Source organism: Acidisoma sp. PAMC 29798 (genome assembly GCF_030252425.1).
Lineage (GTDB): Bacteria > Pseudomonadota > Alphaproteobacteria > Acetobacterales > Acetobacteraceae > Acidisoma > Acidisoma cladoniae.
In genome coordinates, this window is the sequence record NZ_CP126994.1 from 4,356,742 (window position 1) to 4,382,403 (window position 25,662).

General features: G+C 64.4%; 22 protein-coding genes. 9 read left to right on the plus strand and 13 right to left on the minus strand.

What is annotated here, in order from left to right:
- Positions 1–18: 18 nt before the first annotated feature.
- Positions 19–3,087, minus strand: a complete 3,069-nt coding sequence (locus QP803_RS20950) for a glycosyltransferase (protein ID WP_284945404.1) — start codon at positions 3,085–3,087, stop codon at positions 19–21.
- Positions 3,088–3,231: 144 nt separating this feature from the next.
- Between QP803_RS20950 and QP803_RS20955 the strand changes: the two genes are divergently transcribed.
- Positions 3,232–4,059, plus strand: a complete 828-nt coding sequence (locus tag QP803_RS20955; RefSeq protein ID WP_284945405.1) for a 23S rRNA (adenine(2030)-N(6))-methyltransferase RlmJ — start codon at positions 3,232–3,234, stop codon at positions 4,057–4,059.
- Here QP803_RS20955 and QP803_RS20960 read toward each other — a convergent pair.
- The 3 genes from QP803_RS20960 to QP803_RS20970 form a co-directional block, all read right to left on the minus strand.
- Positions 4,022–4,645 carry an NUDIX domain-containing protein gene (locus QP803_RS20960; protein WP_284945406.1) on the minus strand — a complete coding sequence of 208 codons (624 nt, stop codon included), beginning with the start codon at positions 4,643–4,645 and terminating at the stop codon, positions 4,022–4,024. The two genes, QP803_RS20955 and QP803_RS20960, sit on opposite strands and share 38 nt — an antisense overlap.
- Positions 4,646–4,650: 5 nt before the next feature.
- Positions 4,651–5,283, minus strand: coding sequence for a 2OG-Fe(II) oxygenase (locus QP803_RS20965; RefSeq protein ID WP_284945407.1), 633 nt, complete (start codon positions 5,281–5,283; stop codon positions 4,651–4,653).
- 73 nt (positions 5,284–5,356) lie between these two features.
- Positions 5,357–6,019 carry a ribonuclease D gene (locus tag QP803_RS20970; RefSeq protein WP_284945408.1) on the minus strand — a complete coding sequence of 221 codons (663 nt, stop codon included), beginning with the start codon at positions 6,017–6,019 and terminating at the stop codon, positions 5,357–5,359.
- Positions 6,020–6,082: 63 nt separating this feature from the next.
- Here QP803_RS20970 and QP803_RS20975 point away from each other — a divergent pair, with 63 nt between their 5' ends.
- Positions 6,083–6,904 (plus strand): inositol monophosphatase family protein, encoded by an 822-nt coding sequence (locus QP803_RS20975; protein WP_284945409.1) that lies wholly within the window; start codon positions 6,083–6,085, stop codon positions 6,902–6,904.
- Here the strand turns inward: QP803_RS20975 and QP803_RS20980 are convergent.
- The 3 genes from QP803_RS20980 to QP803_RS20990 all read right to left on the minus strand — a co-directional run bounded on the left by QP803_RS20980 (position 6,891) and on the right by QP803_RS20990 (position 8,110).
- Positions 6,891–7,385 (minus strand): hypothetical protein, encoded by a 495-nt coding sequence (locus QP803_RS20980; protein ID WP_284945410.1) that lies wholly within the window; start codon positions 7,383–7,385, stop codon positions 6,891–6,893. The genes QP803_RS20975 and QP803_RS20980 overlap by 14 nt on opposite strands.
- A 94-nt stretch (positions 7,386–7,479) precedes the next feature.
- On the minus strand, positions 7,480–7,728 hold the full coding sequence (locus tag QP803_RS20985; protein ID WP_284945412.1) for a hypothetical protein: 249 nt from the start codon (positions 7,726–7,728) through the stop codon (positions 7,480–7,482).
- Between the two features lie 79 nt (positions 7,729–7,807).
- Entirely contained in the window at positions 7,808–8,110 is a 303-nt protein-coding gene (locus QP803_RS20990) for a hypothetical protein (protein ID WP_284945413.1), read from the minus strand.
- Between the two features lie 180 nt (positions 8,111–8,290).
- Between QP803_RS20990 and QP803_RS20995 the strand changes: the two genes are divergently transcribed.
- Positions 8,291–8,593, plus strand: a complete 303-nt coding sequence (locus QP803_RS20995) for a Dabb family protein (protein WP_284945414.1) — start codon at positions 8,291–8,293, stop codon at positions 8,591–8,593.
- Between the two features lie 15 nt (positions 8,594–8,608).
- Here the strand turns inward: QP803_RS20995 and QP803_RS21000 are convergent, their stop codons facing one another.
- From QP803_RS21000 to QP803_RS21015, 4 genes are all read right to left on the minus strand, one after another.
- A complete protein-coding gene (locus QP803_RS21000; protein WP_284945415.1) occupies positions 8,609–10,891 on the minus strand; it encodes an NADP-dependent malic enzyme in 2,283 nt (760 codons plus the stop codon).
- 306 nt (positions 10,892–11,197) lie between these two features.
- Positions 11,198–12,403: a 3-oxoadipyl-CoA thiolase gene (pcaF, locus tag QP803_RS21005; RefSeq protein WP_284945416.1), complete on the minus strand. Its 1,206-nt coding sequence runs from the start codon at positions 12,401–12,403 to the stop codon at positions 11,198–11,200.
- A complete protein-coding gene (locus QP803_RS21010; RefSeq protein WP_284945417.1) occupies positions 12,396–13,064 on the minus strand; it encodes a 3-oxoacid CoA-transferase subunit B in 669 nt (222 codons plus the stop codon). The genes pcaF and QP803_RS21010 overlap by 8 nt, the downstream gene beginning before the upstream one ends.
- Positions 13,065–13,071: 7 nt before the next feature.
- Entirely contained in the window at positions 13,072–13,752 is a 681-nt protein-coding gene (locus QP803_RS21015; RefSeq protein WP_284945418.1) for a 3-oxoacid CoA-transferase subunit A, read from the minus strand.
- A gap of 230 nt (positions 13,753–13,982) precedes the next feature.
- On the opposite strand from QP803_RS21015, the gene QP803_RS21020 reads away from it, so the two are divergent.
- Together QP803_RS21020 and QP803_RS21025 are read left to right on the plus strand one after the other, a co-directional pair.
- Positions 13,983–17,033, plus strand: coding sequence for a glycosyltransferase (locus QP803_RS21020; RefSeq protein WP_284947992.1), 3,051 nt, complete (start codon positions 13,983–13,985; stop codon positions 17,031–17,033).
- Entirely contained in the window at positions 17,030–17,980 is a 951-nt protein-coding gene (locus QP803_RS21025; protein WP_284945419.1) for an NAD-dependent epimerase/dehydratase family protein, read from the plus strand. Before QP803_RS21020 ends, QP803_RS21025 begins: the two co-directional genes overlap by 4 nt.
- Here the strand turns inward: QP803_RS21025 and QP803_RS21030 are convergent.
- Positions 17,966–19,717: an ArnT family glycosyltransferase gene (locus tag QP803_RS21030; RefSeq protein ID WP_284945420.1), complete on the minus strand. Its 1,752-nt coding sequence runs from the start codon at positions 19,715–19,717 to the stop codon at positions 17,966–17,968. The two genes, QP803_RS21025 and QP803_RS21030, sit on opposite strands and share 15 nt — an antisense overlap.
- Positions 19,717–19,881, minus strand: coding sequence for a hypothetical protein (locus tag QP803_RS21035; RefSeq protein WP_284945421.1), 165 nt, complete (start codon positions 19,879–19,881; stop codon positions 19,717–19,719). Before QP803_RS21035 ends, QP803_RS21030 begins: the two co-directional genes overlap by 1 nt.
- Before the next feature lie 222 nt (positions 19,882–20,103).
- On the opposite strand from QP803_RS21035, the gene QP803_RS21040 reads away from it, so the two are divergent.
- Genes QP803_RS21040 through QP803_RS21055 form a run of 4 tightly spaced genes read left to right on the plus strand, consistent with a single transcriptional unit; the run spans position 20,104 to position 25,662 of the window.
- Positions 20,104–21,108: a sugar phosphate isomerase family gene (locus QP803_RS21040; RefSeq protein ID WP_284945422.1), complete on the plus strand. Its 1,005-nt coding sequence runs from the start codon at positions 20,104–20,106 to the stop codon at positions 21,106–21,108.
- Positions 21,109–21,149: 41 nt separating this feature from the next.
- Positions 21,150–21,989, plus strand: a complete 840-nt coding sequence (locus tag QP803_RS21045) for an FAD binding domain-containing protein (protein WP_284945423.1) — start codon at positions 21,150–21,152, stop codon at positions 21,987–21,989.
- Positions 21,986–24,709, plus strand: a complete 2,724-nt coding sequence (locus tag QP803_RS21050) for a molybdopterin-dependent oxidoreductase (RefSeq protein ID WP_284945424.1) — start codon at positions 21,986–21,988, stop codon at positions 24,707–24,709. The genes QP803_RS21045 and QP803_RS21050 overlap by 4 nt, the downstream gene beginning before the upstream one ends.
- Positions 24,706–25,662, plus strand: a complete 957-nt coding sequence (locus QP803_RS21055) for a putative antibiotic biosynthesis monooxygenase (RefSeq protein ID WP_284945425.1) — start codon at positions 24,706–24,708, stop codon at positions 25,660–25,662. The genes QP803_RS21050 and QP803_RS21055 overlap by 4 nt, the downstream gene beginning before the upstream one ends.

Here is a 25,662-nt window from a genome sequence, read left to right on the forward strand (position 1 = left end):
GTCCGCATGTAGAAAGTCCTAATGTCCACCGCCGGAACTCAGGCGAAGGAATGCGCTTAGGATTTGCTTCGTCGGCATGCCCAGAGGCAGAAGAATCCCTCCCTCATGGGCGCGGATTCGTTCGCTCGGGGTTCCGATATCGAAGGCCACCACGGGCAAACCGGCGTCCCAGAACTGTGTCAGCACATAGGACCAAGTCTCCGGCCACAGCGCCGGCAGAAACGCAACATCGGTATCCTGCCGCCGGATCAGATCAACCGCTTCCGGTTCCTCGTAGCGGCCGGTAATGCGCACCCGGCCGGTTTCGAGAAGCCGCAAATCGTCACAGGTGAAGCCCGCGACCACGAATTCGATCGGCAGTCGCGCTTCCGCAGCCATGCGGGCGCAGCTCAACAGAATTTCGTAGCCCTTCTCGTATCCGATGGCGCCGGCAACACAGATGCGCCGCACCTCACCGTCCCGAACTGGCCGCAGCGGCTTGAGCTTGAGCGCGCGGGTCGTGCTCTCCCACGGCTCGATCGCCGGCTGCACAGGGAAGCGCGCGGCAATTCGGCGGGCCACATCACCCGATGGCACGATCACGCTGCGGGCGCCGAGGAACAGCCGTGCCGAACGCTCCTGCAAGGCCGCCGGCATGATATCCTCGCCGAGATTGGAGCCGTGATCGCGGACGCAGGTCGTGCAGCCGGCAAGGTTCGGCTCCCCGCAATAGCGGCTATTGTCATTGGTCAGGGTAATGCGCGGGCAGAACCACGAATAATCATGGATATAGACTTCGTAGGGCAGCCCAAGCTCCGTGATGATCTCGAAGAGCGCCTGATTCTGGCCGATGAAATGGTGAACCTCGACCAGGGTCACGTTGCAGCGGATCAGAAAGGCGATAAAGGCGGCACGCTCCCGATCGAGGTCGAAACGTAGATTGGGATAGGCCTCCTCGGACGGGCTCTCGACCAGCAGGAAGCGGCCCTGCGCGGTGTTGTGCGGCTTGAGAACGATGTCGCGAAACCCGCGTTCGGAGGCATCGATGGCGCGCTTGTTGACGTGTTTCAGCACGCCACCGCTGCGATCATGCGCGACCAGCAGCAAGGAGTCGCGATCGCCCTGGGATGCGAACCAGCGCGTGAGGTCGATCGCCCGCCGATACAGGGCGAGCGGCGCCTCCGTCTGCCATGCTGCGATCAACCGGTCATAGCCAGGATGAAGGCGATTGAGGATCGCAAGATTGCGCTTGGTGAGATGCGTCTTTGCGGCCGTGAAGGACTGCCCCTCGATATGGCCGACGTAAGCACCGGGCACCGCGACGTGACGCCAGCCGAGGTGACGCGCGCGCATGCAGAAATCGTTTTCCTCGCCATAGCCCTGGCCGAAGACGTCATCGCGCAGCAGGCCGGTTTCCAACAGACATTCGTATCGAATGTAGATGCAGAAACCGTGGCCGGTCGGTACATCGACCACGGCGTCGCCGTTCGCCGCCCGTGCCGCGATGGCCAAGGCACAGGCATCGTCCAGATCGGGAATCGGATTGGTCCGGTCGGTATCGGGATAGCTGAAGATGGTCGCGGCATTCGATAGCGGCGTCGCGGTGCCGATATCATCGCCGCTGTCCACCGCTGCGCGCAGCATCTCCACCCATCCCGGCGTCACCAAGGTATCGCTGTTGAGAAGAATGACGTCGCGGTCGCGCTCCGCCGCCGCGCGCAAGCCGACGTTGGCGGTGATGGGAAAGCCGCGATTGATCGGCTGCAACGACAAAGTGATCTTGCCGGCCGTCGCCAAGCGGCGAAGCCGCTCGACGAGCAGAGGATCGGGTGAGGCATCGACGACGACGAGAATCTCTTGCTCCGGGGTCAGCGCCAGCAGAACGCTCTCGATGCAGTCGAGCGTGACCTGCAAGCCGCGATAGACAGGGATGACGATGAGAATGTCCCGGCGGTGGGGCGGTGCGGGCTGGGCGGATCGCAAGCCGCGACGCCCAGCGGGAATGCTCATCTCGCTGGCATCGTCGTCGAGCGGCCCCTCTGGCGCGCCGAGAGCGGGGAAGCGGCGTGCCAGCCGCGTCGCGATGGCGACGGCGCTGCGCGTCTCCCCCAAGGGGTTGAGCGGGCTGCCATACAGCGCGCCGCCATTGGGCCCCACCACATCCACGCCGCCCCCCAGGGCGAGAATCTGCTGCGGCGTAAGGTCGAAGCTCTTGCGCAGCGCCAGGGTCTTGAGGTTCTCGACATCCTCGACGTAACGGGCCTCGGTTTCGATGATGAGGCTGCTATCGCTGCGGCTGCGCATCAGAATTCGGGGGTCGATCCCCGGCTGGCCGGGAAGCCAGCACCAGCCGTGCAAGGCGCCATGATCGGAGGAGACGAAGCCTTCAATCCGGCGCACGGATTGAACGGCGATCGGACTGCCAATCAGTGGCACGCCTTTCGCGGCCACGCGCAGCAGCGCGCCGTTCGCCCATTCCCCTCTGATCCGAAAACGACGCGGCGCCGCGCCGACGCGCGCGCCGTAGCCGGTAACCTGAAGCGGCTCCCCATCCAGCGTGATGGCGATGTCGGACCGGTCACGGCCGGCCGCCGCGCCGCCCACCATGACGATCCCCTGATTGTCGAGGCCGCACCAGCCGAAGGCGCCGGTGGCATCGGCGATGTCATTGGCCAGGGCCCACATCGCTGCACTGCGATCGGGCGCATTACGACTGAGCGTCTCATGCAGATCGGCGGCCGCCTGCGTCGCTTCCCCGAACAGCAGCCGCGTCCGCGCCATGCGCAGCCACATGCCGCTCCATCCGGTGCGCCGGATGAGCAGGTCGAAGGGCTCGGCCGCGTCGCGCCGCCCGAGCGACAGGCGTAGATCCCCGATCAGCAGTGTGATCAGGCTTTGCGACGGGGACAGCCGTTGGGCGTATTCGAGATGCCGCAGCGCCTCCTCCGGGCGATCGGCCAGCAGGGATGCGAGGGCCGCGCCGATAATCTTGGCGACGGCGGCATCGGGCTCCAAAGCCTGGAAGGCGGCCAGGAAGGGAGTCAGGGATTCGCTGCCACCGGTGAGGTAATGGAAGGACCCCATCAGCGTTTCGAGAAATTCAGCCATCGAGGATCAGGTACCGGGGTGTTGGTTGCGCAGCCACGCGACACCCTAGGGTTCAGACGTTACCAGTGGGTTAGTGGCCCATGACCGCTGCATTGAGCTTGGTGGCTGGTGTCTCTACTCTGGCCAACCCGTTTGGATGGTCCCGTGAATTATCGACACGCCTTTCACGCCGGCAATTTCGCCGACTGCATGAAGCACGCCTTGCTGATCTGGCTGCTGCGTGCCCTCGCCCGCAAAGACAGCGGCTTTTGCGTGCTCGATACCCATGCCGGGTCCGGCCGCTACGACCTCAGCGGCCCCCAAGCCGAGCGCACTGGGGAATGGCGGGATGGCATCGCCCGGCTGATGGAGGATCCCCATGCCCGGCAAAACCCGGCCATCGCTGATTACGTGACGACCGTGGCCGGTCTCGGCCTCTACCCCGGTTCGCCCCGCATCACCCGTGCGCTGCTGCGTCCGCAGGATCGTCTGGTGGCCTGCGAGCTGCATCCCGAGGAGCAGCTTTCGCTCCGCCGCCTGTTTCGCGCGGACGCGCAGGTCGCGGTCCATTTGCGTGACGGATATGAAGGCCTCCGCGCCTTCCTGCCCCCGAAGGAGCGTCGTGGCCTGGTGCTGATCGATCCGCCCTTCGAGGAATTGGGGGAGTTCGATCGTCTGCTTGCCGGCTTGCAAGAGGGCGTGTCCCGCTTCCCGAGTGGGGTTTTCGCCGCCTGGTATCCGATCAAATACCGCGCCCGGGTGCGGGCGTTTTACCTTGCGGTGGCCGAGAGCGGCTTACGGGATGTGGTGGCGACCGAGTTCATGCTCCGTCCGCCGAACGAATTCGACCATCTGGGCGGCTGCGGCCTGCTGGTGATCAACCCGCCCTTCCGCTTCGAGGAGGACGCGGCGCCCATGCTATCGGCGCTGGTCGAGAGCATCGGCGAGCCCCGCGTCAGCCAGGCCGTGGTAACGCGACTGGTGGCTGAGTAGACTCGATCGGGTTCAGCTTGGCCCATTGCAGCAGCATGATGGTCTTGGCATCCACGATGCGGCCGTCGGAGATCATTGCCACCGCCTCATCGAGGGGCATTTCCAGCACCTCGATATCTTCGCCTTCATCGGCCAACCCGCCCCCGCGACCGATGCGGTCGGCCTGATCATAGGTCGCCACGAAGAAGGACAGCTTCTCCGAAAAGCAGCCGGGACTCATGAAGGCGTCGAAGACCCGGCGCGGATGGGAAATGCGATAGCCGATCTCCTCCTGCGCCTCGCGCACAATCGCCGTCTCGGGGTCGTCGCTTTCCAGCATCCCGGCGCAGACTTCGATGATCGGATGCGGATGGCCGCTCAGATAGGTCACGAAGCGGATTTGTCGCACCAAAAGCACGGTGCCGCGCTTGGGGTCATAGGGCAGCACGGCGGCGGCATTGCCGTGGTCGTACAGCTCGCGCGTCAGCTTCAGCCACCGCCCGTCGCGGCGGCGCTGCTCGAACTCCATCCGCCGCAGGAGGAAATGTTCGTCCGAAAGCACCGTCTCCGTCAGGTTACGGATCGGGCTCTCGTCCTTCTCCGCCATGAGGCTCAGGAGGCCATGGTCAGGCGTTTGACGAAGGCGGAGACCTTGTGGCGCCGCATTTCGGACCGCGCCTCGCCGTCACTCGTCATGTAATTGAGCTGGATGACATAGCGGGTGCCAACGAATTGCTTATGGCCGTGCCAGGTCGTGGGGCCATTGGGAAACACCAGCAGCGTGCCGTTCACGGGCGGCACTTCCACCGCGTAATCCTCGATATCATCCGGGCCGCGCAGTAGGCGCAGGCAGCCCTCGCGCCGCGCCCAGGCCTCGGTCTCTGGATTGAGATACAGCAAGATCGTGACGCGCTTCGTGTGGCTGTCGCAATGGATGCGCCCATCCTTCTCGCGGCTCGCCCCGCGCAGCGTCACCATCGTCGGCGCATCAGCGAGGTCGAGGCCGAATTTCCGCGCCACCGCCGCGCGGAAGCGCGGGCCTTCCAGCGCCTTCATCAACTCAGTTGCATGAGGCCCGAGGCGCAGTGAGCCGATCGGGAAGGAGCCGCCCTTATCCAGCTTGGGCAGTTCGCGCACGACTTCGCCGAGCGAGGCGGGTTTCACGAAATTTTCGACCAGGATGTGGTCATAGGGGTCGGACGAGACGGGCGTTGCGTCGAAGGCTTGGTAATCGAGATCGATCATGGCCGTTTCCACCACTTGCACATCACTCTCAACTAGCACGACCGGCTGCGCTGGGGCAGGCGCCGCCCGCGTATCAGCCGCGATGGGCGTAGATATCGGGCTCATCATAGCCCAGGAGATCGAGTTCGCAGCGTGCCGGCAGAAAGTCGAAGCACGCTTGCGCGAGGGCGAGCCGGTTCTCCCGGATCAGCAGCGCCTCGAGCCGCGCCCAGAGCGCGTGCAGGTGCAAGACGTCAGACGCGGCATAGGCCAGTTGCTCGGCCGAAAGCTCCGGCGCACCCCAGTCGCTGGTCTGCTGCTGCTTGCTGATATCGACGCCCAGAATCTCCTTGCACAAATCGCGCAGGCCATGGCGGTCGGTGAAGGTGCGCACCAGCTTGGCGGCGATCTTGGTGCATTTGACCGGCGTCGCCCGAATGCCCAGGGCGTGGAACAGCATCGCCACGTCGAAGCGCGCGAAATGCATCAGCTTCACCCGCGCCGGGTCGGCCAGCAGGGCCTTGAGGTTGGGGCAGTCATAGCCGTGACCGCCCAGGCTCGGGGGAATGAGCTGCACCAGATGGGCCTGCCCGTCCCCAGCGGAAAGCTGGATCAAGCACAGCCGGTCCCGCCGCGGGTCGAGGCCCATGGTCTCGGTATCCACGGCGATGACGGCACCGAGGTCGAGCCCGGGCGGCAGGTCGTGCCGGTGCAGATGGATGGTGGCATTGGGCATGAACTGGGTGATGTCGGCCATGCGCCGTGCTAGCGGATGGCGGCCCCTCACTCAATATGGGGCGACCAGAGGACTGTCAGACCCATGGAACACTCCGATCTTGACGCGCGCTTCGCCTTCGCTTCCCGGCTGATCGAGGAGGCAGGCGCCCTGGCACTCGGCTATTTCCAGAGGCTCGGCAGCCTCACCGTCACCAGCAAGGGCCCGCAGGACATGGCGAGCGAGGCCGACCTCAATACCGAAATTCTGATCAAGGATCGGATCGCGGCGGCCTTCCCCGAGGATGCCTTTCTCGGCGAGGAAACCGGCCGCACCGAGGTCGCCGCCACGGCGCGCGGTATTTGGGTTGTGGACCCGATCGACGGCACGCAGCCCTTCGTGAGCGGCATGCCCGGTTGGTGCGTCTCCATCGCTTTCGTGTTCGACGGGATCGCGGAACTGGGCTTCGTCTTCAGCCCAGCGCAGAACGAGCTTTTCGTCGGCCGGCGCGGCGGTGGCGCGACGCTGAACGGCCAGCCGATTGCGGTGCGCCCCAATGCGCGCATCACGGATGGCCTAGTCGGCCTTGGGTATAACAACAAGATCCCCGCCGCCGACTTCCTGCCGCTGGTGTCGGCTTTGCTGGACCAGGGCGCGACCTTCTATCGCAACGGCTCGGGTGCCCTGATGCTATGTTACGTCGGTTGCGGGCGCCTGCTGGGCTACGTGGAGCAGCGCATCAATAGCTGGGACTGTCTGGGCGCGCTCGCGGTGATCGAAGCCGCCGGGGGCACGGTTAGCGATTTCCTCGCCGATGAGGGAATGTGGACCGGCCATGCCCTTGCCGCCGGTGCGCCCGAGGTTTTCCCCACCCTCGCGGCGCTCGTGGGGGTCATCGCGAAGCCGTACGCCGTCAGGCCAGAATGAGGGCACACACGGCTTCTTCGAAGGTTTCCGGTAGGAGAAGCTTGGGTTTGCCCGCGTTGCGGCTGCGGCGCGCAATGAACCACCGCGCGCTCGCCCCGTCGGAGACCAGTTTGTAGATGAAGTAATCATCGGTGCGCGACAGGCCATCCGCGCGCTTGAGTTTGATCTCATTGCGAATATTCGCGCATGTCGTGCCGGTGGGCGTCACGGTCACTTCAATGCCGGCCGTCGGAACAGGCCGGATCGACAAGGCGGGCACGGTCAGTTCGCCCAATTCGGGGTCGATGACGATCATCTGTATTCGGCGCGACTGGATCTTTTCTTCAGCCACATAAGGCTGCATCCAATCGTCCAATGTTTTGAACAAGGCTTCGTAGGTGCTGACCTCCGCGTCGCGGCGCGAAACGCAATTCGCCTGGAGCGCGGCATTTGCTTGCGCGCGCTGCTGCACGGCGTCGACGGCATCTCGCAAGCGCATCATTGGATGACCTCCCTTTTCTTGAGAAAACTCAAGCACAAGCGACCGATCATGTCGAATTCAATCCGAGCCCCGCAGAGCTATCCGGGAGGGATGATTATGCGCCTTTGGGAGGATCGATGTCTTCAACCATCTGAGGCGACGGTTGCTTGAGGATGACGTAATGGGCATCCCGAAGGGCTTGCACGACCTCCGCCGCCACATGCGCCGCCATCGTGCGGTCGCCCGGATGGGCCGATCTGCGGCCCAGGCGCTGCACGCCGGCGCGCGCCGCCCGATGCAACGCGGCCTCATCGGGCGCCTCATAGCGGGCCTCGGAGGAGGGCAGAAGATAGGGCTCGATCATGCAGGGGTCTCCTTCTCGCGAAGAGAACAAAGCATGAACTAGAGCTGGAGGGGAGTCCCCTCTTATCGAACCATGCGTGTCAGTCGGCCTCGGCTTGCCGCGCCAGCTGATGGTAGATATCGACGATTTCTTCGGCGATATGGCTCAGCTCGAAATCCCACCATTGCGCGAGGACGAGGGGCGCCCGTTGATCCGGCGCCAGCTCATGCACCACGGCTTCAAACCGCCGGCCAAGGTCGGCCCGAGGGAAGTCTTCGGCCCGCAAGGCCATGACCTCTGGCGTCAGGGCCGCCCGCAAGCGCGCCTTCAGGGGGCCCATGCCGGCCGCAAGACTGCGGGTGGCGTGATAAAGCTGCTCTCTGGCGGTGTGGCCTTCGTTCACGGCTCCGGCGATCCTCATCCAGTCCCATCAGGCATGCGTGTTACCATGGCCACAGCTTCAAACGATAAGGCAAGAGCGGTGCAAGCGATGTTGCACCGTCTCGGATATCTGGACTTCGCGTTGAGGATCACTCACAGACTGTGCGGTCGATGTCATCTGTGAAACCGCTGGGAGCCGATCATGATCAAGCACATCGTCATGTGGAACGTCTCTGGCGACAGCCCGGATGAAAAGGGTCGATCGGCCATCCGCGTCAAGCACGCCTTCGAAGGATTGCGCGGTAAGATTCCCGGTCTTCTCCATCTCGAAGTCGGCATCGATATCAGCCGCATCTCCTACGCCTGCGATGTCGTTCTGTATTCTGAGTTCGCGGATGCCGCCGCCCTCACGGCGTATGCGCAGCATCCTGCGCATCTCGATGTCCGTGATCAGCTCGAGGGGATTCGCATCGCACGCCATCAGGTCGATTACGCGGTGGAATGACCGAGGCGCGTCCCACTACTCCATGCTCGTCGCAGCCAGACAGGCAAAGACCACAAGGTCGGAGACCTTGCTGTCCATGGGCACGATCTGCACGGGGCGTTCCAGCCCCGTCAATACCGGACCGATCACGCGCGCTTCACCCAGGCGCGACACCATCTGCGTGGTGATCTGCGCCGCGTCCAGGCTCGGCATGACCAGCACATTGGCATTGCCCGTCAACCGGCAGAAGGGATAGCCCTCCCGCAAACTGGGATCGAGCGCCACATCCGGGCTGAGATCGCCATCGAATTCGAAGTCGACGTTCCGCGCCTCCAATAGCCGGATAGCGGCGGCGATGCGTTCGGCGCCCTCATTTGGCGGTAACCCGAAGGTGGAGTGAGAGCAGAAAGCAACGCGGGGCGTTTGGCCTAAAGCGCGCATACGGAGCGCGGTGCCGATTGCAATCGCCGCCAGTTCTTCCGCCGTGGGTTCGTGATGGACCAGCGTGTCGGCCACCAGCAGGGTGGTGCGCTGCGTCACGATCATCGACAAGCCAAAGGACACGCCGCCGGGCTTGGGATCGATGGCGAGTCGCACCGCTTCCAGCGCCTGGCTCGATGCGCGACTGAGGCCTGTCACCATGCCATCCGCATCGCCCAGCGCGACCGCGACGGCGGCGAAGACATTGCGGTCCTGGTTGACCATGCGCTGCACGTCCCGCAGCAGATAGCCCTTCCTTTGCAGCCTGCCATACAGGAAATCGACATAGCGCGCGTTGTGCGGATCCTCCGCTTCAGACAGGCGCGCATTACGAATCTCGATGCCATCTTCCAACACCAGTCCCAGCCGATCGAAGGCGGCACGCACGCGCACTTCGTTCCCGATCAGGATCGGAGTACCGAACCCCTCCTTATGGAATTGTGCTGCCGCCCGCACCATCGTTTCATGCTCGCCCTCGGCGAAGACCATGCGGCGGGGTTGATCGCGCACCCCTTCCATGATGAGGTCGAGGGTGTTCATGGCGGTATCCAACCGCGCTGCCAGCTCCCGCCCGTAGCGGCGCGATTCGGTCAGCGGCCGACGCGCGACACCGCTCTCCATCGCGGCCCGCGCGACGGCGATGGGAATGCGCGTGATCAGGCGTGGATCGAAGGCATTGGGAATGATGTAGTCCGGCCCGAAGCGCAGCTGTCGCGCCGCCGCACGATGCACTTCATCGGGCACATCTTCCCGCGCGAGCACGGCGAGCGCCTGTGCGGCGGCGGCCTTCATCGCCTCATTGATGGTGCTTGCGCGCACATCCAATGCGCCGCGAAAAATATAGGGAAAGCCGAGCACGTTGTTGACTTGATTGGGATAGTCCGAGCGGCCTGTGGCAACGATCGCATCCGGGCAGGCGGCACGCGCTTCCTCGGGCGTGATTTCGGGATCGGGATTGGCGAGGGCGAAGATGATCGGCTTGGGCGCCATGCTGCGCACCATGTCCTGCGTCAGCGCGCCCCGCGCGGAGAGGCCCAGAAACACGTCCGCGCCGCGCATCGCCTCGGCCAGTGTGCGCAGCGGCGTCTCGACCGCATGGGCCGATTTCCATTGATTGAGATCGGTGCGGTCACGATGAATGACGCCCTTGGTATCGCAGGCGAGGATATTCTCCCGCCTCATACCAAGGGTCAGTAGAAGATCGATGCAGGCGATGCCGGCGGCTCCGGCGCCATTGACCACGAGCGTCGTCGTGGCGAGCGTGCGCCCCGTCAGCAGACAGGCATTGATCAACCCGGCCGCCGCCACGATGGCGGTGCCATGCTGGTCGTCATGAAAGACCGGGATATCCATCAACTCGCGCAACCGGCTTTCGATGATGAAGCATTCCGGCGCCTTGATATCTTCCAGGTTGATACCGCCGAAAGAAGGTCCGAGCAGGCGCACGCAATTGACGAATTCCTCAACGTCTTCGGTGGACACTTCGAGATCGATGCCATCAATATCGGCAAAGCGCTTGAACAGCGCGACCTTGCCCTCCATCACAGGCTTGGAGGCGAGGGCGCCGATATTGCCGAGGCCAAGCACCGCCGTGCCGTTGGAGATGACCGCGACCATATTGCCGCGCGTAGTATAGGTATAAGCCAAATCAGGGTTGGCGGCGATTTCCAGGCAAGGCGCGGCGACGCCGGGCGAATAGGCGAGAGACAGGTCGCGTGCCGTGGCCAAGGGTTTCGAGATGCGCGTTTCCAGCTTGCCCGGCCGTCCCGAGGCATGGAGGTCTAGCGCGCTTTTTGCGAGAAAAGCCCGCTGAGACTCGATCGTGTCATGATTGGCCATCGTCGACGTTTCCTTAGCCTTGTTATGCGTTGAGCACAGCGACTTTCAGGAATTAGGGGGTCCGCGAGGTCTCCAGCGCGTTGGTGCGGGCGCGGCCCATCGCCTGTTTCAGTCGGCTGCGGAGGACAGCAAGGGGGCGGACAATCCAGCCGAGGCGCGGGTTGTCCGCTCGCGCGTCGGTCATTCTTGCCGCCCTCCCTCGTCTTTTTTGTCAGTCTCTTGCGCCAAGTCTACCAACGGCCGGCGGCGTAGCGAGCGTCAAAATGTTCAACTTGGACAAAATCGCGAATCCATGAGCATCCGCGACTAGACCCGCTCGATCAACATGGCGATGCCTTGGCCGACGCCGATGCACATGGTGACGATGGCGCGCCGCCCGCCCCGCATTTCCAGCGTGTGCACGGCCGTCATCGCGAGGCGGGCGCCGGACATGCCGAGCGGATGGCCAAGGGCGATGGCGCCGCCATGCGGGTTCACATGCGGCGCGTCGTCCGGCAGGCCGAGGCGTCGCAACACCGCCAAGGCCTGGCTGGCAAAAGCCTCATTCAATTCGATCAGGTCGATGTCCTTGATCGATAGCCCCGTGCGGGCCAGCAGCTTTTCGGTCGCGGGTGCGGGCCCGATGCCCATGATTGCGGGCTCAACGCCCGCAGTCGCCATCGCGACGACACGGGCGCGCGGCGTGAGGCCGTGCCGTACTGCGCCCGCTTCACTCGCCAGAATCAGCGCGGCCGCGCCATCATTGACGCCGGAGGCATTGCCGGCGGTGACGGAGCCGCCATCGCGCCGGAAGGGCGTCTTGAGCTTCGCCAAAGCCTCCAGCGTCGTCTCCGGGCGCGGATGCTCATCGACCGCCACGACCGTGTCGCCCTTGCGGCCCTTGATGGTGATCGGCGTGATCTCGCGCGCAAAATAGCCCTCGTCCTGCGCGGCCTTGGTGCGCTGTTGGGACCGCCATGCGAAGGCATCCTGATCGGCGCGGGAAATATCGAAGCGCTCCGCCACATTCTCCCCCGTCTCCGGCATGGTATCGACGCCGTAGATGGCCTTCAGCGCGGGGTTGACGAAGCGCCAGCCGATGGTGGTGTCCTGCAACTCCGCCTGGCGGGAAAAGGCCTCGGTCGCTTTGCCCATGACGAAGGGTGCACGCGTCATGCTCTCCACGCCGCCGGCCAGCAAAAGATCGCCGTCGCCCGTGCGGATCATGCGCGCGGCGGTGCCGACGGCATCAAGACCAGAACCGCAGAGACGATTGACGGTGCCGCCCGGCGTGCCGACTGGGTAGCCCGCGAGCAGCACCGCCATGCGCGCGACATCGCGATTATCCTCGCCCGCCTGATTGGCACAGCCGAGATAGCAATCGTCCACAGCATCCCAATCGACCGAGGTATTGCGTTCCCGCAGCACGCGCAGCGGATGCGCTGCCAGATCATCGGCGCGGACGTCGCGCAGAGCGCCCGCGTAGCGGCCGATCGGCGTGCGGGTAAAGTCACAGATGAAGGCTTCAGCCATCGATTGTCTCCGCCATGCGCAGAGGCGCGCCGGTGCGTGTTTGAAGCGCGTCCAAGGTCAGCCCCGGCACCATTTCGCGCACCAGGAATCCATCCGCCGTGACGTCGATCACGGCCAGATTTGTGTAGATGCGGCTGACCGCGCCCAGCGCCGTCAGCGGGTAGCTGCAACGATCGACCAGCTTGGGCGCGCCGTCCTTGGTGGTGTGCTCGGTCATCGCCCAGATGCGTTTTGCGCCCACGGCGAGATCCATGGCGCCGCCGACCGCCGGCGCCGCATCGGCGTTGGAGGTCGCCCAATTGGCGAGATCGCCGTTCTGCGCCACCTCGAACGCGCCAAGCACACAAAGGTCGATATGGCCGCCACGGATCATCGCGAAGCTGTCGGCATGATGGAAGAACGCGCCACCCTGAAGCAGCGTCACATGCTGTTTGCCCGCATTGATCAGCCAGGGATCGATAGTGTCCGGCGCAGGCGCGGCACCCATGCCGAGAATGCCGTTTTCAGAATGCAGCAGCACCTCGCGTCCCTCGGGGATGCAATCGGCGATCAGGGTCGGGATGCCGATGCCGAGATTGACGTACCATCCCTCCAGAATGTCGACCGCGACACGACGGGCCATGTCCTTGCGGCTTAAGGGCGTGAAATCGCTCATGCTCATTGTCTCCTCAACCACGGGGATCGCCATAGGGGACATGGACGACCCGGTTGACGAAGATGCCCGGGGTGACGATCACTTCCGGGTCCAGCGACCCCAAGGGCACGATGTGTTGCGCTTGCACCACCGTCAGCGCGGCGGCGGTCGCCATCACCGGATTGAAGTTCCGTCCGCTTTTGCGGAAGGTACAGTTACCCCAACGGTCGGCTTCCCAGGCTTCGACGAGCGCGACGTCGCCGGGCAGGGCGTATTCCAGAACCTGGTGCCGGCCGCCGATCTCGCGCGTTTCCTTCTTGTCCGAAAGCTTGGTGCCGTAGGATGTGGGTGTGTAGAAGGCGCCGACGCCGGCACCGGCGGCGCGAATGCGCTCGGCGAGCGTGCCCTGCGGCACGATCTCCAACTCCAGGCGGCCCGCCTTGAACAATTCCTCGAAGACGACGGATCCGGCCGAGCGCGGGAAGGAGCAGATGATCTTCCGCACGCGCCCCGCATCCAGCAGCTTGGCGAGGCCGACCCGCCCCGCGCCGGCATTATTGGCGACAATCGTCAGGTCACGCGCGCCTTGCTCGATCAAGCCTTCGATCAGCACATCCGGCTGCCCGACGGCGCCGAACCCGCCGACGAGCACCGTCGCGCCATCTGCGATTCCCTCCAGCGCCGAAGCGACGCTGCCGACGATCTTGTCGATCATCTTGATTGCTCTCCCACGTCACAGCCCAAACCGGGTCTATCCTATAAGGCTGTCATAGCGGGTCGGGTTTGGCCAGCGCCCGCGCTCGGCCCTCACCTCGTCATGCCTCTGGACCATATGGGGTGCCAAAGCGCGTCATGTCGGTTTCGACCTCTTCGCGCGCCTGTCTGGACAGGGCAGCGCCGCGGGGATATAACTGTGCTGTATCGTAACGAATAAGTCAGGGTGTGATGAACCTCAAGCTCGGCGGCGCCATGGCCCGTGCGCAGCCGGCTTTGCCGGACAAGGACTATGTTTCACCCGGTCTCGCCGTCATCATGCCGGATGCAGCCTTCCCGAACATGGTGGTGGGGGATACCCGCGTGCCGCGCTGGCCGTGGTTGCGGCGCTGGGTGGAGCAGAACTGGTACACCGACCGCCGCAATCCGGATGCCGGATTCGCCAGCCGCGATGAGGCGGCGATCCTGTATAACAGCGCCCTTCTGGTCCGCGGCAAACCCTGCCTGGAAGTGGGATGCTGGCGCGGTTGGTCGACGGTCCACCTCGCCCTCGGTGCAGGCGCGGTGCATACCGTCGATCCCATCCTGGGGGACCGCGACTTTGCCGAAAGCCTGCGCGCCTCCTGCAAGGGCGCCGGCGTCATCGACCGTGTGAGCGTCCACGAAGGGTCCAGCCCCGGCGCCATCGACACGCTGTCCCAATCCACCGGGACCCGCTGGTCCCTCATTTTCATCGATGCCGATCACGAGGGTGATGCACCCTGCCGCGATGCGGAAGCGGCCCTCAGGAATGCGGCGGACACCGCCCTGGTGCTGTTCCACGATCTGGCCTCCCCGTTTGTGGCGGCCGGGCTTGATGTGATGCGCAACGCGGGCTGGCGCACGATGGTTTACCAGACCATGCAGATCATGGGCGTGGCCTGGCGCGGCGAGATCGAGCCGATCGCGCATATCCCCGATCCTCGGATGTTCTGGACACTTCCTGCGCATCTCGCGGGTTACGAGGTCAGCGGCTGGAAACGCCCGACACTGCCCCGCATCGATGGTGGGTGGTGGCCGAACATGACCTTGGAGGATCGTGTTCGCGCGGCGGCCTTCCGGGCGCAGGCGGCCGAAGATGACCGCACGGCCATCCTGCTCGAGCATCGGGCCGCCATGGCGTGCGCCCAGGGCGAGATGGACCACCTTCGCGCCATGGTCGCGACTGAGCGTGCCGGCGCGGGGCGCGCCGAGGCGCGTCTGGTTCCCTTGGCGGAGCGGCTGGGTGCCGCCGCGCTCGAATGCGACCAACTTCTGCGCCGTGCCCAGGCCGCTGAAAGCCGCCTGGAGGACTTGGCGGCGTCGCAGCGACAACAGGAAATCGCGCATCAAGCCCTCGACACCCAACGCCGGCAGAGGCTGGCCCGTGCCCTGGGCCAGAGCCATGAGCAGGAGAACGGAGCCATTTTTGAATTGGCGCGATGGGCGGCGCGCAAACGCGTATTGATCGGGTTGCTGCGGCGGTCCGCCCCTGAACGCAATGCCATTCTGGGTAGACAGATCGTCGTTCTTGGCATCCGCGCCCCGATCGGAGCGCCACTCATAGCGTCGCTTTTGCATCGAGCCGGGGTATTGCGGTTGCTGCGGCGATCCACGTCATCAGCCGAGGCGATAGTGGCGTCCCAGCTTTTGCGGGCGGCGATGACCTGCCGTGACCGTGCGCTGACGGGGGCGCTGACGGAGGCGCTGATGCCGGCGCTGAACCCGCCGGATGCCGGCGCCCCGCCGCTTCCGCCGCGCGCGGAGGCGGAGGCATTTGGGGAGATGGCGGCGCTCGATGAGGCCGTCGCACGCGTTCATGCCACCGCCTTGTTCGATAGCGACGACTATCGGGCACGCGCGGGTCTGGATCAGCGGACGATCGATCCGGCGTTGCATTATGTGCTGCTGGGGGAAGCGCTGGGGATCGGACCCTGCCCGACCTTCGACCCATCCTATTATGCCGCGCGCTACCCGGATGTTTTACACGCCGGCCTCGGTCTATTTCTGCATTATGCCGAGCATGGCCGGGCGGAGGGCCGATCCGGCACCATGCCCGTCCTGTCCCATGCCACTGCGCGGCAGGGCGCGCCGGACCGTGAGAACGTCATAGTCGTCGTGCATGAAAGCTCGCGCAGTGGCGCGCCGATCCTGGGCTGGAACATCGCCCGGCATTTGGCCGCGCGCTACAATGTGTTCACGGTTCTCCTCGGCGATGGGCCATTGACGCAGGACTTCCAGGCCGTGAGCGCCGAGACCTATGGACCTTTTCCGCCAAGCCAACGTGAGGGCGTGGATATCGCCTACGGCTTACGGTCGTTGTTCGCGAACCGCCGCTTCCGATACGCGATCGTCAATAGTTCCGAATCGCGCCGGGCCGTGGAAGTCTGCGCCCGGCACGGGGTGCCGACGCTCTTTCTGCTCCATGAGTTCGGGACCTATGTGCAGCCTGTCGCCGAACTTCGGAGCGCCTTTGACTGGGCAACCGAGATCGTCTTTCCGGCAGCCATTGTGGCGCGATCGTCTGAAACCGTGCATCCGGCGCTGAAGGATCGCCCGATCCACATTCTTCCGCAGGGCATGTCGGTGGTGCCCAAGGGCAAGTCGCTGCCCAAACCCATGCCGCTGGCCACGCTTGGCGGCCTTGCGCAGGCGCGGGAATTGGGGACGTTCCTGGTGCTGGGTGCCGGTTCTGTGGAGTTCCGCAAGGGTGTGGATCTTTTCCTGGCGACGGCGTCCACGACGGTATCAGGATCCCGTCGCGGCGGCCTTGCGCGTCCCTTGCAGTTCGTTTGGGTCGGTCATGGCTATGAGCCGACCGAGGACATGGAGTATTCGCTTTACTTGCATGAGCAGATACAGCGATCGGGCCTGGAGGATCATGTGACCTTCCTCAGTGAGGTTGCGGATCTGGAGCCGATTTATGCCCTGGCGGATGCCTTTCTGTTGTCCTCGCGGCTCGACCCGCTGCCCAATGTCTCCATCGACGCAGCCTGTCGCGGGATTCCCGTCATCTGTTTTCGGGACTCCAGCGGTATGGCGGACCTGATGCTGGCGGACCCGCTGACGGCGGCCGGCGTCGTGCCGCATCTCGATGCCGAAGCGGCGGGACGGGAGATCACGCGTCTCGCATCGGACCCTGCCGCGTGCCGCGGAATGTCGGAGGCGACGATGCGTCTGGCGCATGAGATCTTCGACATGGAGCGCTATATCGGCCAGCTTGATGCCTTGGGTCGGGCGCATGGACCGGGGGCGGGGCGGTGAGCGAGCACCACCTGATCCTCGGCGGTGGCGGCTTCATCGGCAAGCATGTGGCTCTGCTATTGGCGCAAGCCGGCCATCAGGTCACCCTCGCCGGGCGTCGGCCTCTTGTCCATGCGATGCCCGCCGCCTTGGCGGACCGCGTTACGTTCCGGCGTTTGGAACTCGGTTCCGCCGACTGGGATGCCCTGGTGGCGAAAGCGGACGTGGTCCATCACTACGCATGGGGATCGCTGCCGGCGAGCGCCAATGCCAATCCCGGTGGCGATCTGCGCACCAATGTCGGTTTGACGATCGACATGCTCGACGCGCTGCATCGCCGCGGGGCTGGTCGTGTGGTCTTCTCCTCATCGGGCGGCACGGTCTACGGCAAGCTGCATGCAGTTCCGGTATCGGAAGATCATCCCATGGCGCCCATCACGGCCTACGGCGCGGGCAAGGCGACGGCGGAGGTCTATCTCGGTCTCTATCGGGCCATGCATGGCCTTGATTGTCGGATCGCGCGTATCGCCAACCCCTATGGTGCGGGCCAGGACCTGTCACGCGGGCTTGGCGCGGTCACCACCTTTTTGCATCACGCTCTGAACGGTCTGCCGATTACCATCTGGGGAACCGGTGACGTGGTGCGGGACTATATCCACATCGCCGATGCGGCGCAGGCCCTGGTCGCTCTGGCGGCAGCCCCCCGCCATGAGACCTTCATCTTCAATGTCGGGAGTGGGGTCGGCATCAGCCTCAATGAGATCGTGGCCGAGCTGGAAACCCGGCTGGGCCGAACCCTGGATGTGACCCGGACCGCGACGCGGGCCTTCGACGTTCCGATCAGCCTCCTGTCGGTCGCGCGGGCGAAGTCTGTGCTGGGTTGGGCACCCGCGCTGTCCTTCACGGATGGTATGGCCCGTACGCTGGACGATCTGCGCCGCAACCTGCCGTTCTCAACCTTGAACTGAGACGCCGCACTGGGGCGGAGTAAGGGCGGGCGTCCATACACCGATCATCTGGCCGTCCGGGGCTGGCCAAAGGTGACGTTGCACGAACCCCGCCTGGCGCGCCGCTTCGGCCACCATCGGCCGATCGATCGCCGGCGGGAAATCCCCGCCAAGTCGATCGGACGTGAGCAGGGCGCAGGCGCTGGCGCTCACGGTCTTGAGCCAGTCGCGATAGCCCGCCACGGACGGGCGCGTCACGGCGGGATCGATTTGGATTTCGGCGAAGGCGCCATGCGCGTGCAGGAGTTCCGCCAGGTTGACGGTGTTGACGTTAAACAGCCCGTTCCGAAAGGCGAAGGCGATCGTGGCATGGAGACCGAAGGTTTGCGTCAGCCAATCGGCGGCGACGGTGCTGAGCGTGACCCAGGCGCGACTGGTCGTGCGATCGACGGGTTCGACCGCGCCCCTTGCCCCGTATCCGACGAAGGCTTGCGCGATCTGGATGGTGCCGCGCCCCTGCGTGACGGTGATGCCCGTGAGAACGGGCAGGCCGAGGACGGTTTCACGGGCCAGCGGTGACCGGAGATCCAGGCTCGGCACGGTGCCCAGAATCGCCACAAGGGCGACGAGAATGGCCACCGTCGCATCGACCCGGCGGGACGTGCTGAGTCGCCACAGGCTCCATGCCGTGAGTGCCAGCAAGCTCGGCACGATGGGCGCGAAGAAGCCGGTGCCCTTGTTGTTGGATGTGGTGAGGACGAGCACGGCTTCCGCCGCGACAATGACCACGGGCAGTGCCTGTGACTGCAGGATGCGGCGCGCGGTCTGCGCTGCGCCATCGGCCGCCGCGCTCCGCACTGTGATGGCGAGCAGACCGAGAAAGCCCAGGATGATCATTAGGAGATGCGGCAGATAGAGGCTGCTGCCGAAGTCCTGCAGCATAGCGCGCCAGGCGTCGAACCCAAGCTTGGAGGTATGCGGCCCATAATTCCGCGCGTGACCGCCATAGCCGTAACTCAGAAGGTAGTGCGTCACCAGACGGCCGTTGGGCCAGAGCCAGGTCGCACTGACCGACCCGGCCAGGACAAGGCTGCCGAGGAGCACGCCGAGGCGGCGGATCCGGTGCAGGGGATCGACGATCACGACGATGAAGGCCGCCGCCACGAGGCCGGGCACGAAGGCGATGGTCATCGTCCGCGCCAGCGGCATCAAGCCGAGGCAGAGCCCGAAGGCGGCGCCCCAGGACACACGCGCGAAGCGCGCGGAGCGGAGGATCGCGACGAGGGCGAGCGTCGTGACAAGCGCGGCCGGCATCGCGAACTGGAAGGCCCGGGCATAGATGATGATGACGGGGCAGGAGGCGGTAAGCACAGCCGCCATCAGGCCGACACGGCGCGTGCCGAGCACGCGTCCCATCATGGAAGCGGCGAGGATGCATCCGGCGCCTGCCGCCAGGGGCACGACGAACCCGGCTATGACATGCGGCCCGACGAGTGCGAACACCAGAGACGCGAGGGCCGTGGTCAAGGGCGCCTGGATGCTGGGCATGTCGATCGCGGCGATCCAGCCGTGCAGCCCGCCATACAGCAGGCCGTTATAATCGACGACGGCGAGGCAGAGATAACCGGCCTCGTCGATATCGAGCGTGAGGCCATGTCGGTAGACCCAGATCCAGCGCGCGCCGATGCCGATGAACAGCAGCACGATGGCGAGCAGGCACCGCCGATACCAAAGGATGCTCGTCGCCCGCCGCTCCACTAGCGCAGTCGCGCCTCGCCGGGGGTCACACCGCCGCGGCGCTTGACCATGCGATCGAAGGTCGGCTGATCGATGACGCCGTTGCGGAACAGGTTTGATTCGATACGGAACGATGTTACGCCATTCGTTACCGTTGTCGTAAGCCGGCTGGTGCTTGCCGTCATCTCCTGACAGGGCAGGCGAACCTGAGACGGTGGATCAATTTTCAGACTCTCGCTTTGAGACAGGGAACCTACTCCGTCATGCCGAAACGAGGCTAACCGAATGGAACTGTTGGGGGAAACGCTTTCGTGACGATAATGTGCCGAATGGGTCGTGCGGCGATGATGTCCGCGTGTTTGTTGGCATGGGGATCAGTGGCCCATGCCGCCGATATCCCATCTTACATGGATGATATCGTTGCGGCGACGCCTCCCGCTGCGCCGCAAAGTGCCACGGACAACGTCATCGCGCTGAACAATGCGATGTTCGATCTCTATGGTCAGGCGGGCGCCTTGGCTCAGCAAAGTATTCTTGCGCGGCATCCGATCATTCTGGGTCTGTTTTCGGGTGCTGGCGGGCAGCTTATCCTGTATCGGCCCGGCCAGCCGCCCGTCACCGCGCCGTCCGTGCCGGTCGTCTATCAACTTCTGAAGTCGATCGGCCACAGCACGATGGTGCTGGCCGTCGTTGCCGGACCGCATCTCGACAAGCCGGACGATCAATCCTGGCGCGGCCCCATCCAGGCCTATCGCACACGGATGCAGACGGCCCTCGACAGTCTGGCTGCGACCGCGATGCCGGCCGAATGGTTGGACAACAACCGGGTCATCCTGAAGCAGAACATTGCCTTCATGGATGACTGCCTGGCCAAGGGCGTCATTACCTTTCCGGCCTTGCAGGCCTTTGCCGAGGCGCAGAAAGCCCCGATCAAGCTGGATGTCCAATGGGCCGCCGAAACGCAGGTTCATCATTGGATGGATGTCATCGCCGGCTGGAAAAAAGAACTCGGACCAAGCTGGGCCGACACCTATGCCGCCAGCAACACGATCTATGTGGCGCGTCAGAACAACGTTATTTTCAGTACTCTGGCTCAGTTCTTCGACAAGGATGCGATGAATTCGCGCCTGATCCTGATCGAGACCATGGGCTTCACGACGACGCCGCAGGATATGCTGGATTCGCTGACGCGAATCATTTCGGATCGGGCTGTCGGTGCGTTGTTCTTCGGCAATGACAGGTTGATGGATTACGAACTGATGGGGGGCAATGCGCGTGATGCCCTGATCAAGGAAGCGACCGCGCGCGGGATGACACCCTTCCTGCCGCCGGCTGTGCCCTTCGGCTCGCATCAATGGCCGATGTTGGTCAGCACCGGTCCCGGTGCTACGTCGATCACACAGCTTCCCTGATAGCCTGCGCCCGCGGCCACTCGAACAAGAAGAGAAACACGATGGATCTCGTCTCGATCAAGGATGTCCGCCATCCCCGGTCGGATAACGACATTCCGCCCTGGCGCGCCGGCTATGGCTGGCTCGCCGGCGGGACCTGGTTGTTTTCCGAGCCGCAATGGGCGCTCGATACCTTGATCGATCTCGAAGGGCTCGGTTGGCCTGCGCTCCAAATTTCGCCTGAAGGGTTGGAGATCGCGGCGACCTGCCCGATCGCCTTGGTCGATCGCTTCGTCGCACCGCCCGAATGGACGGCTGCGCCGCTTTTCGCATTCTGCTGCCAGTCCCTTCTGGCGTCGTTCAAGGTTAAGTATTCAGCGACGGTCGGCGGCAATATCTGCATGTCTTTGCCCGCTGGCGCGTTGACATCGCTCGCCGTGGCGCTGGAGGCGACCTATACGCTGTGGCCACGGGACGGCGAGCCGCGTGTCGTGCCATCGGCCAGCTTTATCACGGGCAACCACGCCAATATCCTGGCCCCGGGGGAGCTGATGCGTAGCATCCACATTCCCATCGCGGCGCTGACGAAGCGGTTCGCCTGTCGCCATATGTCGCTGACCCATCTCGGCCGCTCCGCCGCACTGATCATCGGCACACGCGGCGTGGATGAGGCGGGCTTCCTGCTGACCATCACGGCGGCGACGCCCACGCCGGTGCAGATCCATTTTGCGGAGATGCCGACTGCCGAGGAACTGCGGCAGGCGATCATGGACAGGATCGACGACGAACACGGGTATTTCGAAGATCCCCATGGGCGCGCGGACTACAAGCGGCACCTCACCCGCGCCTTCGCCGAGCAGATCAGGGTCGAACTCTCAGCCCCGACGGAAGCCGCCGCATGAACGCCATCACGCCCGTCCCGAAGTCCATCCTGATCGATGGTGAGACGGTCACGGCCGAGCCGGGTCCGGGTCAGTGCCTGCGCACCTTCCTGCGCGACCAGGGCGCCTTCGGGGTCAAGAAAGGGTGCGACCAAGGCGATTGCGGCGCCTGCACCGTCTGGCTCGACGGACATCCAGTTCATTCCTGCATCACCCCGGCCGGGCGCGCGATGGGACATGCGGTCACCACCATTCGCGGCCTCGCCCCGCCGGGCGAGTTGCATCCCGTGCAGCAAGCCTTCCTGAACGCGCAGGCCTATCAATGCGGTTTCTGTACCGCCGGCATGATCATGACGGTGGCGACGTTCGATGATGCGCAGCGCGCTGATCTGCCGCGGAACCTCAAGGGCAATCTCTGTCGCTGCACCGGCTACCGGTCGATCGACGATGCGATTCATGGCCTGACTGAAGTTGAGACGGACACGGCCGGCAAGGCCTGCGGCACCAATTTGCCCAATCCCTTCGGACCCGGAATCGTCACCGGCCACGCCCATTACACGATGGATATCGCCCCGCCCGAGGGGCTGGTGCATTTGAAGGTTCTGCGGTCACCGCATCCGCATGCGCGGATCACCGCCATCGGTCGCGACAAGGCCTTGGCGATACCCGGCGTGGTGGCAGTATTTACCTGGGAAGATGTGCCGCAACGCTTGTTCAGCACGGCAACGCATGAGGATCATCTGGTCGATCCCGACGACACCAAGGTCTTGGACAATGTCGTGCGTTTCGTCGGGCAGCGGATCGCGGCCGTGGTGGCTGAAACGGTCGCGGCGGCCGAGGAAGGTTGCCGCGCGCTGGATGTGAGTTACGAGATCCTGCCGGCAGTCTTCGATCCCGAGGAGGCGATGGCGCCGGGCGCCCCGCAGATTCATGCCGAGCCAGGCGCGGAGCGCGACAATGTCTTCGCCGATATCCATGGCGAAGTCGGCAGCGTGGCAAAGGGCTTTGCCGAAGCGGACATCATTCACGAAAAAACCTATTCGACATCGCGGGTACAGCATTCGCATCTGGAAACGCATGGGTCCATCGCATGGACCGGCGAGGATGGCCGGATGCATGTGCGCACGAGCACCCAGGCGCCGTTCATCGCCAAACAGAAGCTGTGCCATATCTTCGACTTGAAGCCGATGAAACTGCATGTCTTTACCGAGCGTGTCGGTGGTGGCTTCGGCGGTAAGCAGGAAATGCTGTCCGAGGATCTGTGCGTTCTCGCGACCATGAAGCTCGGTCGGCCGGTGAAGTGGGAGTTTACGCGCGAGGAGCAGTTCATCGGCGCCAGCACGCGCCATCAGATGACGACGCATGTGAAACTCGGCGCCAAGAGCGACGGCAAGCTGACCGCGATCGAGATCCGCGTCGTCTCCAACACCGGCGCCTATGGCGGCCATGGCAGCGAAACCCTGGGGGCATCCCTGGGCAGCCCGATGAGCGCCTATGTCTGCGCCAACAAGAAGGCCCAGGGCTTTGCGGTCTATACCAACATGGTCCCGGCCGGTGGCTTTCGCGGCTATGGCGCGTCCCAGAGCACCTTCGCCATCGAATGCGCAATCGACGATCTCGGCCGTAGCCTCGGCATCGACCCCTTTACGATCCGGCGCCGTAACATGATCGGACCCAATGACTGGATCCAATCGGTGTGGGAGGAAACGGCGGATGTCGGCTTCGGCAGCTACGGGCTCGACCAATGCATGGATCTTGTCGAGGCGGCGCTCGCGGAAGACGGCGGTTTGCCGATGCCGGCTGGCGCGGATTGGGCCGAGGGCACTGGCGTCGCGCTTGCCATGCTCGATTGCGGACCGCCGACGGAGCATCGCTCAGGCGCCTTGATGGGCCTCAAAGGCGACGGCACCTATCATCTCGCGGTCGGATCGACCGAGATGGGCAATGGCTCCGTCACCTCGCACCGGCAGATTGCGGCGTCGGTGCTGGGGGCGCGTGCCGGGTCCATCGCCATCATCAATGCCGATACCGATCGCACGCCCTACGATACGGGAACCTTCGCGAGTACCGGCACTGTGGTGGCCGGTCAGGCCGTCAATCTGGCGGCCGTGGCGCTGCGGGACAATATCCTGAGTTTCGCGGCCCGGCATACGGGCACGGACCGCGAGGCCTGGGGCCTTGAAGCCGATGTCGCGGTGGCCGGCAACCACCGGATTCCTCTCACCGAGTTGCATGCCGCTGGCCGAGCTGTCGGCCATCGGTTCGAGGCGATGCGCAAAGCCTATCTGTCCCCACGCACGACCGCATTCAACGTGCAGGGCTTCCGCCTTGCGGTGAACCGGGTCACGGCGGAGATTCGAATCCTGCGCAGCGTTCATGCTGCGGATATCGGCACGCCGATCAATCCGATGCAGTGTCGGGGCCAAATCGACGGGGCCATCGCGATGGGCCTCGGCTGGGCGCTGACCGAGCAGATGCTGTATGACGATCATGGAACGATGACCAATCCAGCGTTGCGCAACTACCGGATTCCCGCCTTCTCCGACACGCCGCGCACCGAGGTGATGTTCGCCAAGACGCATGACACGATCGGGCCGCTGGGCGCCAAATCCCAGGGTGAATGCGCGATCAACCCCGTGGCGCCGGCCATTTCCAACGCCTTGGCGGCGGCGACCGGGGTGCGCTTGGCGCATCTGCCCTTCTTGGCAGATCGCATCTACAAAGATTTGCAGACCGCATGATGGACGCGACCATGGCGGAGGCGACCGTCGTCACCCAGACCGGCGTGCGGCTGGACCGCACTGCCGAATTCGACATCTGGCAGAGCGAGACCAGCCGCATCATTGCAGGATTTCCCGGTTTCCTGAAGCAGACCGTGCTGCCGCCGAGCCCGCCGGCGCAGGATGACTGGGTCATTCTGCAGCGCTTCGCGGATTCGGTTTCGGCGATCCATTGGCTCAATTCGCCCGAGCGATTGGCGCGCCTGACCACGGTGCAACCGTTGCTGAATGGACGCGCCGATGTTCATGTCGTGCGCGGGGCGGCCGAGGCGCCTGCGTCGCCCCCCGTTTCCGCCATCATCTCGACCCGCGTGAAACCCGGTTGCGAGGAGGCCTATCGGCGCTGGGAGCAAAGGATTGCCGTTGCGCAGTCTGCGGCTGTGGGCCTGCAAGGCTATCGGTTCGAGCCGCCGATCGCCGGTGTGCAGGATGATTGGCTGGCCATCCTGCGCTTCGACACGCAGGACAATTTGCAAGCCTGGCTGGATTCGCCGACGCGCAAGGCGATGGTGGCGGAGGCAGAGCCGCTTACGGAAGAGTTCCACTACCGCATCGCGCGTACCGGCTTCGATCAATGGTTTCCGGTTCCGCGTGAGGGGGAAAAGCCCCCCGCCATCTGGAAGCAGAACCTCATTGTTCTGTCGATGCTCTACCCCGTGGTGTTTCTGTTCGGCCACTTCGTGCAGATGCCGCTGCTCGTCACGGCCTGGGGTATCCCCTTCGCGATTGCCTTGCTGATCGGCAATGGCGCCAGCATCATCCTGCTGAACTGGCTGGTGCCCTGGACCAGTAACAGGTTCCTGTGGTGGTTGAGCCCAAAGGCCCGTTCCGGCCCACGCGTGGATGCCCTCGGCGCCGGCATCCTGGCCGGTGTCCTTGTCGTGTTGGCGCTGATCTTCTGGCGTCTGTTCTAG

Bases quoted from the DNA above. Each gene is read 5' to 3' on its own strand.
- QP803_RS20950 (WP_284945404.1), bottom strand. From the start codon at position 3,087: ATGGCTGAATTTCTCGAAACGCTGATGGGGTCCTTCCATTACCTCACC.
- QP803_RS20960 (WP_284945406.1), bottom strand. From the start codon at position 4,645: ATGGCGGAGAAGGACGAGAGCCCGATCCGTAACCTGACGGAGACGGTG.
- QP803_RS20965 (WP_284945407.1), bottom strand. From the start codon at position 5,283: ATGATCGATCTCGATTACCAAGCCTTCGACGCAACGCCCGTCTCGTCC.
- QP803_RS20970 (WP_284945408.1), bottom strand. From the start codon at position 6,019: ATGGCCGACATCACCCAGTTCATGCCCAATGCCACCATCCATCTGCAC.
- QP803_RS20975 (WP_284945409.1), top strand. From the start codon at position 6,083: ATGGAACACTCCGATCTTGACGCGCGCTTCGCCTTCGCTTCCCGGCTG.
- QP803_RS20980 (WP_284945410.1), bottom strand. From the start codon at position 7,385: ATGATGCGCTTGCGAGATGCCGTCGACGCCGTGCAGCAGCGCGCGCAA.
- QP803_RS20985 (WP_284945412.1), bottom strand. From the start codon at position 7,728: ATGATCGAGCCCTATCTTCTGCCCTCCTCCGAGGCCCGCTATGAGGCG.
- QP803_RS20995 (WP_284945414.1), top strand. From the start codon at position 8,291: ATGATCAAGCACATCGTCATGTGGAACGTCTCTGGCGACAGCCCGGAT.
- QP803_RS21000 (WP_284945415.1), bottom strand. From the start codon at position 10,891: ATGGCCAATCATGACACGATCGAGTCTCAGCGGGCTTTTCTCGCAAAA.
- pcaF (WP_284945416.1), bottom strand. From the start codon at position 12,403: ATGGCTGAAGCCTTCATCTGTGACTTTACCCGCACGCCGATCGGCCGC.
- QP803_RS21010 (WP_284945417.1), bottom strand. From the start codon at position 13,064: ATGAGCATGAGCGATTTCACGCCCTTAAGCCGCAAGGACATGGCCCGT.
- QP803_RS21015 (WP_284945418.1), bottom strand. From the start codon at position 13,752: ATGATCGACAAGATCGTCGGCAGCGTCGCTTCGGCGCTGGAGGGAATC.
- QP803_RS21020 (WP_284947992.1), top strand. From the start codon at position 13,983: ATGAACCTCAAGCTCGGCGGCGCCATGGCCCGTGCGCAGCCGGCTTTG.
- QP803_RS21035 (WP_284945421.1), bottom strand. From the start codon at position 19,881: ATGACGGCAAGCACCAGCCGGCTTACGACAACGGTAACGAATGGCGTA.
- QP803_RS21040 (WP_284945422.1), top strand. From the start codon at position 20,104: ATGGATGATATCGTTGCGGCGACGCCTCCCGCTGCGCCGCAAAGTGCC.
- QP803_RS21045 (WP_284945423.1), top strand. From the start codon at position 21,150: ATGGATCTCGTCTCGATCAAGGATGTCCGCCATCCCCGGTCGGATAAC.
- QP803_RS21050 (WP_284945424.1), top strand. From the start codon at position 21,986: ATGAACGCCATCACGCCCGTCCCGAAGTCCATCCTGATCGATGGTGAG.
- QP803_RS21055 (WP_284945425.1), top strand. From the start codon at position 24,706: ATGATGGACGCGACCATGGCGGAGGCGACCGTCGTCACCCAGACCGGC.